At 66.8% G+C, this 15,759-nt stretch carries 12 protein-coding genes; 9 read left to right on the top strand and 3 right to left on the bottom strand.

The genetic code is table 11. The annotated features are described in order from the left end of the window. Positions 1-67: 67 nt before the first annotated feature. The 3 genes from A5757_RS12395 (at position 68) to A5757_RS12385 (ending at position 3,579) form a co-directional block, all read left to right on the top strand. Complete coding sequence (locus A5757_RS12395; RefSeq protein WP_066833896.1) at positions 68-1,357, top strand: O-antigen ligase; 1,290 nt, start codon at positions 68-70, stop codon at positions 1,355-1,357. 74 nt (positions 1,358-1,431) lie between these two features. Further along, positions 1,432-2,541 carry a glycoside hydrolase family 6 protein gene (locus A5757_RS12390; RefSeq protein ID WP_066833893.1) on the top strand — a complete coding sequence of 370 codons (1,110 nt, stop codon included), beginning with the start codon at positions 1,432-1,434 and terminating at the stop codon, positions 2,539-2,541. A 33-nt stretch (positions 2,542-2,574) separates the two neighbouring features. Beyond that, positions 2,575-3,579, top strand: coding sequence for a DUF6492 family protein (locus tag A5757_RS12385; protein ID WP_197497327.1), 1,005 nt, complete (start codon positions 2,575-2,577; stop codon positions 3,577-3,579). A 16-nt stretch (positions 3,580-3,595) separates the two neighbouring features. On the opposite strand, the gene A5757_RS12380 is transcribed toward A5757_RS12385, so the two are convergent. The 3 genes from A5757_RS12380 to A5757_RS12370 all read right to left on the bottom strand — a co-directional run bounded on the left by A5757_RS12380 (position 3,596) and on the right by A5757_RS12370 (position 5,993). Then, the gene (locus A5757_RS12380) at positions 3,596-4,444 is read right to left on the bottom strand and encodes a glycosyltransferase family 2 protein (RefSeq protein WP_066833887.1); all 849 of its coding nucleotides are present in this window, start codon (positions 4,442-4,444) and stop codon (positions 3,596-3,598) included. Beyond that, positions 4,441-5,226, bottom strand: coding sequence for a WecB/TagA/CpsF family glycosyltransferase (locus A5757_RS12375; protein WP_066833884.1), 786 nt, complete (start codon positions 5,224-5,226; stop codon positions 4,441-4,443). The genes A5757_RS12380 and A5757_RS12375 overlap by 4 nt, the downstream gene beginning before the upstream one ends. Positions 5,227-5,315: 89 nt before the next feature. After that, positions 5,316-5,993, bottom strand: coding sequence for a YveK family protein (locus tag A5757_RS12370; RefSeq protein WP_197497326.1), 678 nt, complete (start codon positions 5,991-5,993; stop codon positions 5,316-5,318). 513 nt (positions 5,994-6,506) lie between these two features. Here A5757_RS12370 and A5757_RS12365 point away from each other — a divergent pair. The 6 genes from A5757_RS12365 (at position 6,507) to A5757_RS12340 (ending at position 15,617) form a co-directional block, all read left to right on the top strand. Next, positions 6,507-8,516: a hypothetical protein gene (locus A5757_RS12365; protein ID WP_066833878.1), complete on the top strand. Its 2,010-nt coding sequence runs from the start codon at positions 6,507-6,509 to the stop codon at positions 8,514-8,516. A 166-nt stretch (positions 8,517-8,682) separates the two neighbouring features. Then, positions 8,683-9,609, top strand: a complete 927-nt coding sequence (locus A5757_RS12360) for an aldo/keto reductase (RefSeq protein WP_066834043.1) — start codon at positions 8,683-8,685, stop codon at positions 9,607-9,609. Positions 9,610-9,638: 29 nt separating this feature from the next. After that, positions 9,639-11,300, top strand: a complete 1,662-nt coding sequence (locus A5757_RS12355; RefSeq protein WP_197497331.1) for a GMC family oxidoreductase — start codon at positions 9,639-9,641, stop codon at positions 11,298-11,300. Then, on the top strand, positions 11,290-12,303 hold the full coding sequence (locus tag A5757_RS12350) for an NAD(P)-dependent oxidoreductase (RefSeq protein ID WP_231983966.1): 1,014 nt from the start codon (positions 11,290-11,292) through the stop codon (positions 12,301-12,303). The genes A5757_RS12355 and A5757_RS12350 overlap by 11 nt, the downstream gene beginning before the upstream one ends. A gap of 9 nt (positions 12,304-12,312) precedes the next feature. After that, on the top strand, positions 12,313-14,433 hold the full coding sequence (pta, locus tag A5757_RS12345; RefSeq protein ID WP_066833873.1) for a phosphate acetyltransferase: 2,121 nt from the start codon (positions 12,313-12,315) through the stop codon (positions 14,431-14,433). Next, on the top strand, positions 14,430-15,617 hold the full coding sequence (locus A5757_RS12340; protein ID WP_066833869.1) for an acetate kinase: 1,188 nt from the start codon (positions 14,430-14,432) through the stop codon (positions 15,615-15,617). Before pta ends, A5757_RS12340 begins: the two co-directional genes overlap by 4 nt. Positions 15,618-15,759 lie beyond the last annotated feature (142 nt).

Raw genomic sequence — 15,759 nt, 5'->3', positions numbered from 1 at the left:
CATTCGCCACGTGCTCGCGTACCGCCACTTGAACGGCAGTACGTCGAGCAGTGCGAGCGGAGGGCGGATGCAACAGCGAAGCCGGCTGTTCATCTCGTGTGACGCCCTGGCCGTACTGCTCATCGGCCTCCTGTGGTGTAGGGCGGTCGGCGCTCGGATCGTGCTGTCGGTGACCGCGGACAAGGTGTTCGTGCCGGTCGGCGAGGAACCGATTTGGCCGGCCGCCGCCGGCCTGGTCTCGAGCATGTCCTTCCTGCTGGTCGTCTGCCTCAGCGTCGCCATCATCCTTCTGCGGATCAACGACCTCACTCGACCCGGCCTGTGGCGCCTCGTTGTGTTGCTGGCGCCCTGGCTCGTGATCCTGACGCGCACCCTGTATTCCGGCTCTCCGAGCCCCGAGAGTGTCCTCTACCTCGTCGTGATCCTGGCGCTGGCCGCGTTGCGGCCCAGCCCCCGTGTGCTCGGCGCGCTGGGTGCTCTCGTGGTGTTGACGGCAGTCGCCGCGATCGCGTTCGGTTTCCTGCAGCCAGATGCCGGCCGGGTGCGTGAGGCAGACGGAACTGTGCGGGAGCGTGTCGACAAGGCGGTCTTCCCGTCACTGGGGCTGCTGCAGGGAATGTTCACGGCGGAGAACATCCTGGGCCTGTATCTGGCGATCGGGATGGCAGCGGTCTTCATGCTCCGGCGACGATGGCTGCGGGTGTCCGGGCTTGCCGTCGTCGGGTTCGCCATCTGCTGGTCGTCGAGTCGCATCGCGATGTTCGCGGCGGGCGGAATGCTGCTGGTGGGCGCGCTGACCTGGGCCTGCGCGAAGTTCGGACGGCACCGCACGGCGTCCGCGCTGGCACGACTTGCAGCCCTTGCCACCCTGGCGGTGATGTCTGTGCTGCCGTTGGCGGGCTGGCTGTCGGCGACGGCGGGCTGGGATCCCGATGCATTCACCGGCCGCGGAGTCATCTGGAACGGCTCGCTCACGGAATGGTCGTCGCAGGCGCCGCTCTTCGGCATGGGGAGGGATTGGTATGCGCAGGTCGCGGCGACGGACACCTCCCAGCTGAGCTCTGGGGCGTTCTCCGGACACAATCAGTTCGTTCAATGGCTCGCCACCGGCGGGATCTCGCTTGCGCTCGTCGCTGTCGCTTCGCTGCTCATCCAGACCTTTGCCACCACCACGCCCGGAAACCCATGCCTTCCCATCGCCGCGATGCTGATCACGGGGACCCTCGTGTGCGGGTGGCTCGAGGTACCGCTGGGTTACATCGACAACGCCGCCTTCTGGTCCGTCACGGTGGTCCCGCTCGCGGTGTTGTTCCTGGCCAAAACCGACGATTCGCACGACGAACCACCTGATCGATGAACAGCGGGCACGGTGGTCCCGTTCCGTCGCGGTGGCGGCGGGTCCTGCGACGAGAAGGCCCCTATCTTCTCGTGATGGCGGCGGTGCTGATCGTTGCCGTCCTGTTGGTGGCGGTCGGCGCGGCCACCCGTTCAGGGCAACTGCCGGTCCCTTCGGATTCGGAGGTGATAGCGGGCAGCAAGCCGGTGGACACCAAGTTGTATCGCGATCCACAACTGCTGGCGATCGAAGCGGCGCGGGAGGATTCGCGATTGAGTCCGATCGCGGAAACACCGCAAGCCAAGTGGTTCTCCGATTGGTCTACAACCGCGACGGTCCGGCGTGATATCGGCGACTACCTCTGGGGCGCGACGTTGGCGAATGCAATCCCGACGATAGTGCTCTACCGGATTCCCCAACTCGATTGCGGGGGCAATGCGCTCGCCGGGCAGGTGTACACCGGTGCCCGTGATGAGCAGGAGTATCAGGAATGGGTGGACGCCGCTGCCGAAGCGCTGACGGGGCACAGCGACGCGATCGTCATCCTCGAACCCGACGCGCTCGCACAGTTGGGGCAGTGCGAACAGGGCGACCGCGTGAGCAGCCTTCAGTATGCGGTCGACGCGCTGTCGGACACGGGCGCACGGGTTTACATCGATGCAGGGCACGGGAACTGGTTGAGCGCAACCGAGGTCGCGGACCGGTTGAAAACGGTGGGCGTCGATAAGATTGCGGGGTTCAGTCTCAACGTCTCGAACTACAACTCGACAGAAGACGAGGTGCGGTACGCCGAGAGTGTGCGGTTCGAGCTCAGCAAGCTCGGCGTCGACCACGTGCACTACGTCATCGACATCGGTCGAAACGGCGCCGGCTCACAGGACACCTTCTGCAACGCCCCGGGGGCACGATTGGGCCATGCGCCACAGCTGTTCTGGGGCGGCGCACTCGATGGCCTCCTGTGGGTGAAGAACCCAGGGGAGACCGACGGCACTTGTCAAGGTGGCCCGGCGATCGGGTTCTGGGCGTCTGCCGCGCACCGCCTGCTCGGGGAAGGCGATCAGGCGACTGGTGTCTGGCGGGCGGCGGAGTGGATCGCGTTGGTTCTCGTCGGGGGCGTTGCGGTCGCAGCGGTGTCGCGTTTCGCGGTCGTCGGGCGGCGCAAGGGTGCGCACGCGGCCAACACACCGGAGAAGCGACGGCGTTGATGTGACGCCGCTGCTCCATACTCCATATATGCAATGCTGGGTACACTACGAACGTTCCTGCCCGGCGCGCAGAAATCGGTGGAAATCCGGATGAGGCCAGAAGCGGAGCCAATGAGCGGAAACGCGGTCCAGCTCATCACGTGCTCTTACAGCGGCGACTTTGAGGTCTGCCGGCTGCTTTGCGCGAGCGTCGATGAATTCGCACCGGACGGCATGTCTCATCGGCTGTACGTGCCTCGGCACGATCTTCCGCTGTTCGCCGAGCTCGCGACCTCGCGACGAACCCTCGGCGCGCAGGAGGATCTACTGCCGAAGTGGTTGTGGAAGGTGCCGCTGCCCGGGCCGAAATGGCGTGCGAGACTTCGGCTCCCCCGGCGCAACGTGTACCTGACGCCGTTCAGCCTGCCGGTACGCGGCTGGATTGCGCAGCAGATGATGAAGATCGCCGCAACCCTCCGCAGCGAAGTCGACATCGTGGTCCATGTCGACAGCGACAGCGTATTCATCCGTCCCTTCACCGTCTCGAATCTGGTGACCGACGGCAAGACTCGCTTCCATGCGAGTGACGTGGAGCTGGTCCACGAAGCGCATATTCCCTGGTACGCGGCAGCGGCGCGGTTGCTCGGCCTTCCCGAATCCGACTACTACACCGCCGAATACATAGATCAGATCGTCGTTTGGCGCCGGACGGTCGTGGAGGCCATGACGGCGCGAATCGAAGCGACGACGGGAATGAACTGGGCGAAGAGCCTCGCCAAAACGCCTCACTTCGCCGAATACGTGCTCTATGGCGTCTTCGTCGAGCAAGTCCTCGGTCTGGACGCGGCGGGGTTGGCGAAACACACCCGCTCTCTGTCTCATTCGCGTTGGACGGGGGACTTCACCGGGCCGGAGGACGAAACGGCCTTCGTCGAAAGCCTGCCGCCCGACCAAATCGCGTGTGCCATTCAGTCGACGAATTCGATAGGCATCGGGGAGCGTAAACGAATTCTCGAGCGCGTCACGGAGCGTGCCGCTGAGCAGGATTCACAGCGCTAGCGGCGCATTTCACGGGTCAGATCTTGTAGGCCTCGCGCCAGAAGGCCAGTGGGTTGCGCAGGGCCCTCGCAAGCTTGGCGCGCTGCATGCGGGCATGCGCCTTCTTCAATTCCGGCGCGAACGGCCCACCACCGGCGGTGAGGTAGCCCCACAGTAGCGCGAACGCGCCGATGACGTAGGGGCGCCGAGCCAGGTACCGAAGGAAGTGGACCAGGAAGTACGGAAAGGAGTAGCCGATCCACCGGCACGTCCGGCCGTTGCGATAGCGACCTTGGATCTCGCCGGCGCTGGCGCCGATGGCGCGCACCAGCTCGAACCGGGCGCCGGGATCCACCCGCGTCTCGAGACCGACCAGGCTGGCCGCGACCTCGTCGATCGCGTCGAAACCGTGTGCCGCCGGCATCGACTCGGTCGCCCGGTACGCGTCGATGGTGTACAGCTTGACGGCCCCTGGCACGTGGAACTTCTGCTCCGCCATACCCCTTGTGGCAATCACGCCGCCGGCGACGCCGACGGTGCCGCTTGCCAGAGTCACGATCCGTTCGAGATAGTCGGGCGCCAGTCGGGCGTCCGCGTCCAATTTCATGACATGCGTGTAGGGCTTCTGGGGTAGCGCCCTGTCCACACCGAAACGCCATGACCTGAATTCCGACCCGGCGATCAGCCCGCCGTCGTTGGCCTTCGTCAGCACCGTGGCGATGCGCTCGGTGTCGACTTCCGCGAGCCGCTCGGCGGTGCCGTCGGTGCTGCCGTCGTCGACCACCACCCAGTCGAAGTCCTGAAACCGCTGCGCTCGCAGTGTCTCGACGAGACCCGCCACATTGTCGGCCTCGTTGTACATCGGTGTGACGATGAGCAGGGTCATCTGCGTTGTCTCCATTTCCCCGAACTGGCGTGTGACTGCCGGACCACCTGAAGAAACGGAATCACGTCTCCGACGTAGCGCTTCAAGAGCCGGCCGGGATCGGTCAGGATGCGATGGAACCACTCGATTCCGAGGCGCTGCATCCATTTCGGTGCACGGGCCCGCTCCCCGGCGACGAAGTCGATGGAGGCACCGACTCCGAGCAACACCGCGGTCACCCCCTCGGCATCGAGCAGGGCGACGCCCACCCGCTCCTGGAGCGGCGATCCGACTCCCAGCAGAACGAGATCGGCATCGAAAGCGGCCACTCGATCCGCGAGCGACCGGACGTTGTCAGGGGAACTCAGCCATCCCACCGGAGCCTGCTCCGACTCGACGACCCAACCGCTTTCGCGGAAGATCGCCGCCGCCGCGTCGAGCGACGCCGGAGTCGAGCCACCGATGAGGAACACACGACGCCCCCCGCCGGGTGTGTGGGCGAGAGTATGCGTGATGCCGCTCCCGGTGGACCGACCCGAGATGTCCGCCCCCAGGCTCTTCGCCAGACGCACGACCGGCCAGCCGTCCGCCAGGATGAGTCCGGCGCGTTCGTAGATTGCGGCGAATTCCGCTGAGGATTGAAGACGCGCAATGTGATTCATGTTGGGCGTGACGACGAGATGAGCCGCGCCGGAGGCCAGGGGGGCTGCACGCGTCAGAATGGCGTCGATGACCTCGGGCTCGGTGATGTGTGAGATGTCGAAGCGAGCATGGCGCGTGACGATCGGTCGCGGCACCGCCACCCCCCATCTCCGGCCGGACGCTACGGCCCACTATATCCAAATGAGAGGTGGCCACCGGCGGAACTCGGCGACGACAAACGACACCGGCGTCAGGGGCCGTCGGGATCCCTGCGGGGTTGGGAATGCCGAACGCGGTGGCCTGGCTCCGCCTTTGGCGCCTGGGTGCGGAAGCTGTCGACGAGCAACGCTGCCGCTACGGCGGCGATGAACGCCAGACCGATCGCGACCACGAGGTTCAGCAGTATCTTCGGCGACGATGGGGCCTGGGGGATGTCCGCGGGCTGGAGCACCCGGACCTGCACCGGTGACTCGGCGGTCGCCGCGGCGCCCTCGAGACTCGCGACCGCCCACGGCATCTGATTGGCGATGCGATTGGCAGTGGAGGCGGCGCTTTCCGCTGTCGACTCCGATACCGCCACCTCGATGACCGTCGTGCCCGCCGGAATCGTCACCTCGGTCTGTTCGACCAGGTCTGAAACGGACATGTCCAGGCCGATGGAGTCGATGACCGGTTGGAGGACCTCGTTGGTCGTCACCACTTCGGCATACGTTTTCATCCGGCTTGTGAGATAGAGGTCAGCGATCTGGCGGGTTCCCATCGGGGTATCCGCGGACAGGTTCGGCGTGAACACGATCCGTACGGTGGCGTCGTAGGACGGGGGTATGAGCAACCCCACCCCCGTCAAGCCGGCGGCGACCACCAGGAACACGGACACGAATACGGGCCAGCGCCGCAGCAACCTACGCCAATAGCTAAGAAGATCCATGTCCCGCCAGACTTGTCGACACGAGGACGTGCGAACTCCGCACGTCGGCGATCGCCTGCTCATCGACTCGGCGGAACCGCGGCGAGTGCGCGTTTGGAGTGGGGGTCACCCGGGTTTTACGAATGCAGTTCGCCGCTAATGGTATTCGACCCCTTCTCATGACTCCCGGGGCTTCCGCCGAATTCACCAGGGCGTCAGGGGAGCGTTCAACAGGCCACCGCGCATGGCGACGACGGTATCACCAGATGTTCGCCTGTTGTCGCAGGATGAGGCGCCTGGAGGGCGCCAGCGGACTCCCGAGGGGTTGGGGCCAAGACTGACGGATTTGCCAGACTTGCCCTGCTAGGGTACTAATCCGGCCAGCGTGGTCTGAGCCTGCGAAGACTCTCGAAAGTGGAACTGCGTGAATTCGATCGGTTCGGTCCGGCTTCCGGCATCGCAGCAAATGGGGGCCCGGCGGGCCCGTGGCGGACAGGGCCATAGCGTCCCGGCCATTCCCCTGAGGAAGGGACTGTGAGTCGCAGCGTGGTGGCGCGCGCGCTCACCCTGTTCCTGGTGCTCCTCATGCCGATGACCCTCAGCGGGTTGGTCGCCGGTGCAGCGCACGCGCAACCCGACGACGACGCCGAGGCCCCTGGCGATCCGACAGGCACCACGTTGCCGTGGTCTGCTCTCGGGCAGCCGTCATCGTTCGAACTGTACGGCTCCGGTCGCAGCAGCTTCACAATCAACGCGCCGGCCGGACTGACCGCTGTGCGCTTGCAGGGCATGATCCACACCCCGATGGACGTCGACGCCGGCTACGTGGAGATCGAGGACCGGGAGGGCAACTTCCTGGCGTCGGTCGATATCCCGCCCCCAGCGCCCGGTCGGGTGATGACGCCGTTCGATGTAGACATAGCTGCGGCGAGCGTCAGAGGCTCGGCGACCGACCTGACCTTCGCGATCCGCGCACGCGACGACAGAGAGCGCGTCTGCCGGCCACTTCCGCGAGTGGAGCTCAGCAACCTGACGACGGTGTTCGCCGGAGTTCAGCTCCCCGTGACCACCGTGGCGAATTTCTTCGCGCCGGTGCTCGGACGAGTCACGATCTATACGCCGAACGACGCCAACGCCGCCGAGCAGCAGGCGGCGCTGACGCTGGCATCGGCGCTGGGGCGGTCCTACGCAGCCCAGCAGCTGTCCATCGCGGTCGTCAGCCAACCGCGCGGCGCGGTCCCGCCGCCGGCCTTCGGGCTGGAACGCGCGGTCGTCGTCGAGACCGGCGAGCCCGGTCTCACCGTCGAGAACGCCGGAGCGCCAGAGGCTTATCTCCGCGTCTCGGGGGATGGCGACGCGCTCTCGGAGCAGTTGTCGCTGATCGCCACTGGTCTGCAGCCGCTGGCGCAGGCGCGCACGGCCCGCGTGGACGAAGCGGGATCGGACGTCGATCCGGTCCGGGACACGATGACACTCGATGACCTGGACGTGGGCGTCATGAAAACGGACGTCCTCGGAACCAACAGCATGCAGGCCGGGATCCAGCGGACAACGCTGGGACCCCGGTTCGACAAGGTCGACGTCCACCTGCTCGCTGATTACACGCCGGTGCCCGCGGGCGACGCGGCATCGGTCGTGGTCCGTTCCAAGGATCTGGTCGTCTATCGGGCCACCCTCGACAACTCCGGCCATCTCGACGCCGATTTCACGCTGGACAGCGCGGCGCTCGACTCACAGTGGATCAATCTCGACGTCACACTCACCTACACCCCGGATCAACCGTGTGGACCGTTGGTGGCGCCGATGACCTTCCAGATCGATCCGCGGTCGACGCTGACCGTGCACCGGGGCGGCGCACCGCTTGGCGGTTTCGCGGCCTCCCCGGCGGAGTTCAGTCCGGAATTCGTAGTGGCGTTCGACGGTAGCGGTCCGAATCAGCTCGACTACGCCGCCCGGGTCGTGGCCGCGATCGCGCGTACCAACAAGACCGAGATGACGCCACAGGTCGTCGACCTCCAGACCGCGGCCGAGGCCACCAAGGGCGCGCTGATCGTGGCGAACTCCAAGAATGTTCAGCAGACGTCGCTGAATCCGCCGGTGAGCGGCGACGGCTCCATCGTCAATTTCCGGTTGCCGAGCGAGCTGCAGGTCGACGTCGGCCAGGGTCTCGGATCGATTCAGGCGTTCGCCGACCCGCAGCACAATCGCTCCGTCGTCCTCGTGTCGACGACTGCGGACTGGTCGCTGGTGCAGCCGCTGTTCGGCTACATCGACGGGTCGGTCGGCGACTGGTCTCAGCTGACCGGTGACGTGCTCGCCGCCGGCGCGGGAGGCACGCCCGTCAACGTCGAGATCCGGTCGGCCGACACTGCCGAGCCGACGCCGTCCGCCTCGTCTGATACTCAGCGCAACGCCTATATCGCCGGAGGCGTGGTCGCGGCCCTGGTGGTTCTCGCGGTCGCCCTGTATCTCATCTCGCGGATGCGGAGGAAGCGCCGGAATCCCGGGCCGGCCGGGACGCCCACCGCAGACGGGTCTGTCTGACCCGCAGCCTGTCAGGGGCGTACCCCGAGATCACGTCGAAGGACGTTGCGCTCATATAACCTCGGAGATGTCTGGGATCGTCGACGGCGACCGGCCGGCGGATGAGCGTGTGAGCAACGGGGGGCGGGCTGCGGTGTTGCCGCGTATCGAATTGGAAGGATCGCGGCTGACGGTCAGCGCGGTCGGTTTCGGGTGCGGCGGTCTGATGCAGTCGCCCTCTCGTAAAGAGCGGATGGCCGTCCTCGGCAGCGCGGTCGATCACGGGATGACCCACTTCGACACCGCGCGCATGTACGGCCTGGGGATGGCGGAGGCCGAATTGGGTGCGTTCCTGCGCACCGTCGACCGCGACAGCGTCACCGTCGCGACCAAGTTCGGCATCGAAGTCGGGGCGATGACGCAACGGCTCGCCCGGTTCCAAGCGCCGGCGCGGGCAGTGCTCCGGAAGGCGCCGGCGTTGCGGGCTGCTGTCAAGCGGCGCCAGAAGCCGAGCGCTCCCGCCGCACGGCTGTACGACGCCACCATCGCGGCCCGCAGTCTGGACGAGAGTCTCACGCAACTCGGCGTCGATTACGTCGACATCCTGTTCGTCCATGGCCCGGAACCGCAGGACACCGTGGCGTCCAGCGAACTCCGCCAGTTCTTCGAAGACGCCCGCCGAAAGGGGAAGATCCGCGCCTGGGGGGTTTCCCAGGACGAGGGCCTCGGCGTGGACTTCGCCGGGCCCTTCGCACCCGAGGGAGTCGACCAGCTACGCAGTGACGTGCTCCACCCCGCGCCGCGCCCGGCAGACATCACGTTCGGTGTGCTGAACCGGCCGTACGGGATGCTGTCTGCCGCACTGCACGAGGATCCCGGGCTGCTGAACCGGTGGCGCGACGCTCTCCAGCTGGACCCATTGGCTCCCGGGACGCTGGCAAAGCTCATCCTCGGCTCGGCAGCAACCGCCACCGATTCCCGGGCGGTCCTCTACAGCACCACCAAGCCGGAGCGCGTGGCCGAAGCGGCCGCCGCCGTGGCGTCTCCGCTGGATTCGGAGACGCTGACTCGATTCCTCCAGCTCGCCGAGGAGTTCCGGCAGGTCGCCGCGTGATCCGGGATCCCGAAGCGTTCACCACGGGCATGACGATCGAGACGGACGTCGCGATCGTGGGGGCGGGCCCGATCGGGATCGCGATGGCACTGGAGCTCGCGAGGAAGGGCGTCGAGGTGGCGCTCATCGAAAGCGGCTTGGACAGATCGGATCCCACCGCGCAACAGCTCGCGGATTTCGATTCGCGGCAGGACGATTACTTCCACACCCGCAGCGACCTGGCGCTGCGTCGTGCACTGGGCGGTGCGTCTGCGCTCTGGGGCGGGCGATGCGTCGCCTATGACCCGATCGACTTCGAGAACCGGCCGATCACCGCCGACGCCCCATGGCCGATCGGCTACGAGGACGTCGCCCCCTATCTTCAGCGGGCCTGCGACTGGGCCCAGTGCGGCCGGGCGGCGTTCAACGTCCGCGATGTTCCAGAGCTGGCGGACCGCGACATGGTCGACGGCCTTCCGGACGGTGACGTACGGACGACCGATCTCGAGCGGTGGGCGTTGCCGACGCGGTTCGGGCGCGAGTACCGGGCCGATCTGCGCGACGCGCCGAGTCTCACGCTGTGGACCGGTCTGACGTGCACGGAAGTGGTGACCGATGCCGGCGGTGACTCCGTCGACCACCTCGTCGTCAAGACACTCGACGGCAGGGAAGGACGAGTCGTCGCAACCGATTACGTCGTCGCGACCGGTGGCATCGAGGCGACCCGGCTGCTGTTGGCGTCGGACCGGCATCACCCGGCGGGACTGGGCAATGCCGGTGGACACCTCGGACGCTGGTACATGACCCATGTCGAGGGCCGGTTCGCGCGCGTGAAATTCAACACCGACAAAGTGATCCATCAGCACGAGCGCGACAACGACGGTGTCTACGTCCGTCGGCGGTTCACCCTCAGCCCAGGGGTGCAGCGCCAGCTGAACATGCCCAATGTGGCAGTCTGGCTGGTCAATCCGCCGATCAGCGATCCGGCACACGGAAGCGGAATCCTGTCGGCGGTGTACCTGACACTGATCTCCCCGGTCGGTCGGCTCCTGCTCGCCGAGGCGATCCGCGAGACGCACACCAAGGTCGAGGGCCGGCCACAGATCCGGGCACATCTGCGCAACGTCGTGCGTGATCTGCTGCCGTCGATCCGGTTTGCGGTGACCTTCACCTACGCCCGCCTCATCCGCAAGGGGCGCAAGGCGCCGGGGTTCTTCGTCAAGAGCGCCGAGAACCGGTATGCGCTCCACTACCACGGCGAGCAGCTTCCGCACTGGGACAGTCGAATCGAACTCACCGACGAGCGCGATGCGCTGGGCATGCGCAAGATCCGGACTCATCTGCATTTCTCGGACGCCGACTACGAGTACGCGCGTAAGACCGTCGAACTCATCGACGCCCACCTGCGCGACAACGGCGCCGGCAGCGTCGAATGGTTGACCGATGACGCCGAGGACTCGGTACGGAAATTCATGCGCGGGTGGGCCGGGTTCCACCAGAGTGGGACCACCCGGATGTCCGCAGACGCCGACGGGGGTGTCGTCGACGCGAACCTCCAGGTCCACGGGGTGCGCGGACTGTACGTCGCGAGCACGTCGGTTCTGCCGACGTCGAGCCAGGCCAATCCGACACTGGTCGGACTCGCACTGGGCGTCCGGTTGGCCGATCACCTCGCCCACGCCCGGTCGAAGTCTGCGGCCGGTGACCGTTGATGCCAAGATCGATCCGAAGGGGGAATCCATGCCGATGACTGCCGATGATGCGGTGATCGTCACGGGCAGTGCGGGTTTCATCGGCAGTGCGCTGGTGGCCGACCTGCGGGATCGGGGCCGGACTGTCGTGGGGATCGACCGGGAGGCGCAGCCCGGGCCCGACTCGCTGCGCCTCGACCTGACCACCATCACCGCAGGCGACCTTCCGAACCCATGCCCGCCGACCATCGTGCACCTGGCCGCGCTCTCCAAGGAGCCCGGTTTCCCGTGGCGGGACTACTTCGCCAACAACGCAGAAGCCACCCGTCGGCTCTGCCGGGTCGCCGACGAGGCGGGCGTACGCAACATCGTGTTCACGAGTTCGATGATGGCCTTCGCCCCCGGTCCCTGGCGCCGCTCGGAGAGTGATTTCGGCGATGCCGACACCGCGTACGGCGCGAGCAAGCTGCAAGCCGAGGAGATCCTGCGGGCGTGGCAGGTGGCCAAGCCGGGGCGCCGACTGCGCATCGTGCGACCCGGAGTGGTATTCGGTCCGGGCGATCAGGGCAACATGTCGCGGCTGATCCGGGGTCTGAGCCGGAGGCGATTCGGCTACATCGGCCGCCAAGACACGGTGAAGAGCTGCATCTACCTCAAGGACATGGTCCGCCTGCTGGGCGTGCTGATCGACGACGACGGGCCGCACGACACTTATCACGCCGTCTATCCGCAGCCGACGATGATCCGCGACCACGTCGAGGCCATCAACAAGGCGTGGGGCTGGGACCGTCATCCACCGACGGTTCCCTATCGGTTCGCCCTGGCGGCGGCGACCCCGTTCGCGGTCGTCGACCCGGCCGGCACCCGCTTCGGCGTCCATCCGCGGCGCATCCAGAAACTGCACATGGACACCAACATCAGCTCCGACCGGCTGGCCGATATCGGCTTCACCCAGGAGTTCACGCTCGAGGAGGCTTTCGCCGACTGGCGTCGAGAATGCGGTGGGGGGTTGCCGCCCGGCTAAGCTGGCCGGGTGATCGACGGCAACCGCTCATCCGATCAGATCTCCGCCATCTACATCGCTTCGCCCGAAGGCGACACCGGCAAGTCGACTGTTGCGCTCGGGCTTCTCCGCAGCCTGACCGCCACCGTCGCCAAGGTGGGGGTGTTCCGGCCCATCACCCGGCGCCCGGAGGGCGGGGGGTCCGCTGACGCGGAAGGCCCCCGCGACTACATCCTCGAGCTCCTGCTCGCCCGGGCCACAGCCGACCTGCCCTACGAGGACTGTGTGGGCGTGGGGTACCGCCGGCTCCACGACGACCCCGACGGGGCCCTCGCCGACATCGTCGACCGGTACCACCGCATGGCCGACCGGTGCGATGCGGTGCTGATCGTCGGCAGCGACTACACCGATGTCGCCACCCCGAGCGAGCTGTCGGCCAACGCACGCATCGCCGCCAACCTCGGTGCGCCGGTGGTACTGGCCGTCAAGGCCAAGGACCGGACGCCCGAGGAGGTCGCCGGCGTGGTCGAACTCTGCCTCGGGGAGATTTTTGCCCAGCACGCGCACACCGCGGCAGTGGTCGCCAACCGTTGTGCGCCAACCGAACTCGGTGCGATCTGCAAGGCGCTACAACAGCTCGACGGCCCGCCGACATACGCGCTGCCCGAGGAGCCGCTGCTGGTCGCACCGTCGATCAGCGAACTGTGCGACGCGGTGGACGGCACCGTGCTCAGCGGCGACGAGCGTCTGCTCCACCGTGAGGCGATGGACGTGCTGGTGGCCGGTATGACCGCCGAACACGTACTGGAGCGGCTCACCGAAGGCGTCGTCGTCGTGACCCCCGGGGATCGGTCGGACGTGGTCCTCGCCGTATCCAGTGCCCATGTCGCCGAGGGGTTTCCGTCCCTGTCCGGCATCATCCTCAACGGCGGCCTGCCGCTGCACCCGTCGATCGCCGAACTGGTCGCCGGTCTGAAACTGCGACTGCCGATCATCGCCACGGAGTACGGGACGTTCGAGACGGCGCGGCGCGTGGCGGGAACCCGCGGACGCGTCACCGCCGAATCCGTCCGCAAGATCGACACGGCACTGGCGCTGATGGACGAACACGTCGACACCGCCGACCTGCTCGGCAAACTCGCCATCCCGATCCCGACGGTCGTCACGCCGCAGATGTTCACCTATCAGCTGCTCGACCAGGCCCGCTCGGACCGCAAGCGCATCGTCCTACCCGAAGGTGAGGACGACCGCATCCTCACCGCCGCGGGCCGCCTCCTGCAGCGCGGGGTCGCGGATCTGACGATCCTCGGTGAGGAGTCGCAGATCCGTTCCCGGGCAGCTGAACTCGGCCTCGACATCACCGATGCGGTGGTGATCGACCCGCGCACCGATGAGCTCTGCGACCAGTTCGCCGAACAGTACGCCGAACTACGCAAGCACAAGGGCGTCACCGTCGAGCAGGCCCGCGAGATCATCCACGACGTCTCCTATTTCGGCACCATGCTGGTGCACAACGACATGGTCGACGGCATGGTCTCCGGGGCCATGCACACCACCGCGCATACCGTGCGGCCGGCATTCGAGATCATCAAGACGCTGCCCGATGTGGACACCGTTTCGAGCATCTTCCTGATGTGTCTGGCCGACGAGGTGCTGGCCTACGGCGACTGCGCGATCGTCCCCGATCCGACCGCCGAGCAACTCGCCGACATCGCGATCTCGTCGGCGCGCACCGCCGCCCAGTTCGGTATCGAACCGCGGGTGGCGATGCTGTCGTATTCGACCGGAACGTCGGGAACCGGCGCCGACGTCGACAAGGTACGTGCGGCAACAGAACTCGTCCGACAACGTGAACCGGACCTCCTGGTGGAAGGTCCGATCCAGTACGACGCGGCAGTCGAACCGTCGGTCGCCAAGACCAAGATGCCCGATTCCGCCGTCGCGGGCCGGGCGACGGTGCTGATCTTCCCTGACCTGAACACCGGCAACAACACCTACAAGGCGGTGCAGCGCAGCGCAGGCGCCATCGCGATCGGTCCGGTGCTGCAGGGTCTCAATCAACCGGTCAACGATCTGTCGCGCGGTGCGCTGGTCGAGGACATCGTCAACACGGTCGCGATCACCGCGATCCAAGCGCAGGGGATCAAATGAGTCGCACTGTGCTCGTCCTGAACTCCGGATCGTCGTCGGTCAAATTCCAGCTTGTGCAGCCGGATTCGGGTGTATCGCTCGCGGACGGGACCATCGAGCGCATCGGTGAGGACGCGTCGGCGGCACGTCTGGTGGTCGGCGACCGAGAGGTGACACGCGATAACCGCGTACCCGATCACGAGGCGGCGCTGCGGCTGGCCTTCGACCTGTTCGACGAGGCGGGCGCCGAACTCGGCTCGGTCGGCCTCGTCGCCGTCGGGCACCGGGTCGTGCACGGCGGCCCCGACCTGTACCAGCCGACGGTGATCGACGACGCGGTGGTGCGTCGCATCGAGGAACTCGCGCCGATGGCGCCGCTGCACAATCCACCCGCAGTCCTCGGTATCGCCGTCGCGCGCAAGGTGCTGCCCGATCTGCCACACGTCGCGGTGTTCGACACCGCGTTCTTCCACGACCTGCCGCCGGCCGCGGCCACCTACGCCATCGACCGGGATCTGGCCGAGCAGTGGCACATTCGCCGCTACGGGTTCCACGGCACCTCACACCAGTACGTCAGCGAACAGGCCGCGGCCTACCTCGGCGCTCCGCTGGAGTCGCTCAGTCAGATCGTGCTGCACCTTGGCAACGGTGCGTCGGCCTCGGCGATTCTCGGCGGCAGGCCGGTCGACACGTCGATGGGCCTCACGCCGATGGAGGGTTTGGTGATGGGCACCCGATCCGGCGACATCGACCCGGGCGTGCTCGTCTACCTCTGGCGCACAGCGGATATGGGCGTCGAGGAGATAGAGACGATGCTCAACAAGCGGGCCGGCGTTCGCGGACTGGGCGGCGAGATCGACTTCCGGGTGCTGCACCAGCGGATCGCCGGCGGCGACGAGGAAGCCCGCCTGGCCTACGACGTCTACATCCACCGGCTGCGCAAGTACATCGGCGCCTATCTCGCGCTGCTGGGCACCACCGACGTCATCACCTTCACCGCCGGGGTAGGGGAGAACGACGCCTCGGTGCGTCGCGACGCGTTGTCCGGACTCGCGCCGCTGGGCATCGAACTCGACGAGCACCTCAACGACAGCCCCGCCAAGACGGCACGCCGGATCTCTGCCGATGCGTCGCCGACGACGGTGCTGGTCGTCCCGACCAACGAGGAGTTGGCGATCGCGCGGGCGTGCGTGCAGGTGATCTGACGGCGCGTTCACGCGGCCCGTCGAGCCCGTCGAGCCCGTCGAGCCCGTCGAGTGTGCACTGGTGGCGTCGAGTGTGCGCCCAGGGCGGGAAATGGGCGCGGAAACCGCCCTGACGACACACTCGGCGCCGTGAACGCACACT

Origin of the sequence: Mycobacterium sp. 852013-51886_SCH5428379, assembly GCF_001665575.1 — a bacterium.
Taxonomy (GTDB): Bacteria; Actinomycetota; Actinomycetes; order Mycobacteriales; family Mycobacteriaceae; genus Mycobacterium.
The sequence above is the reverse complement of the archived record's forward strand: the minus strand, read 5'-3'. Positions and strand labels throughout refer to the sequence as shown.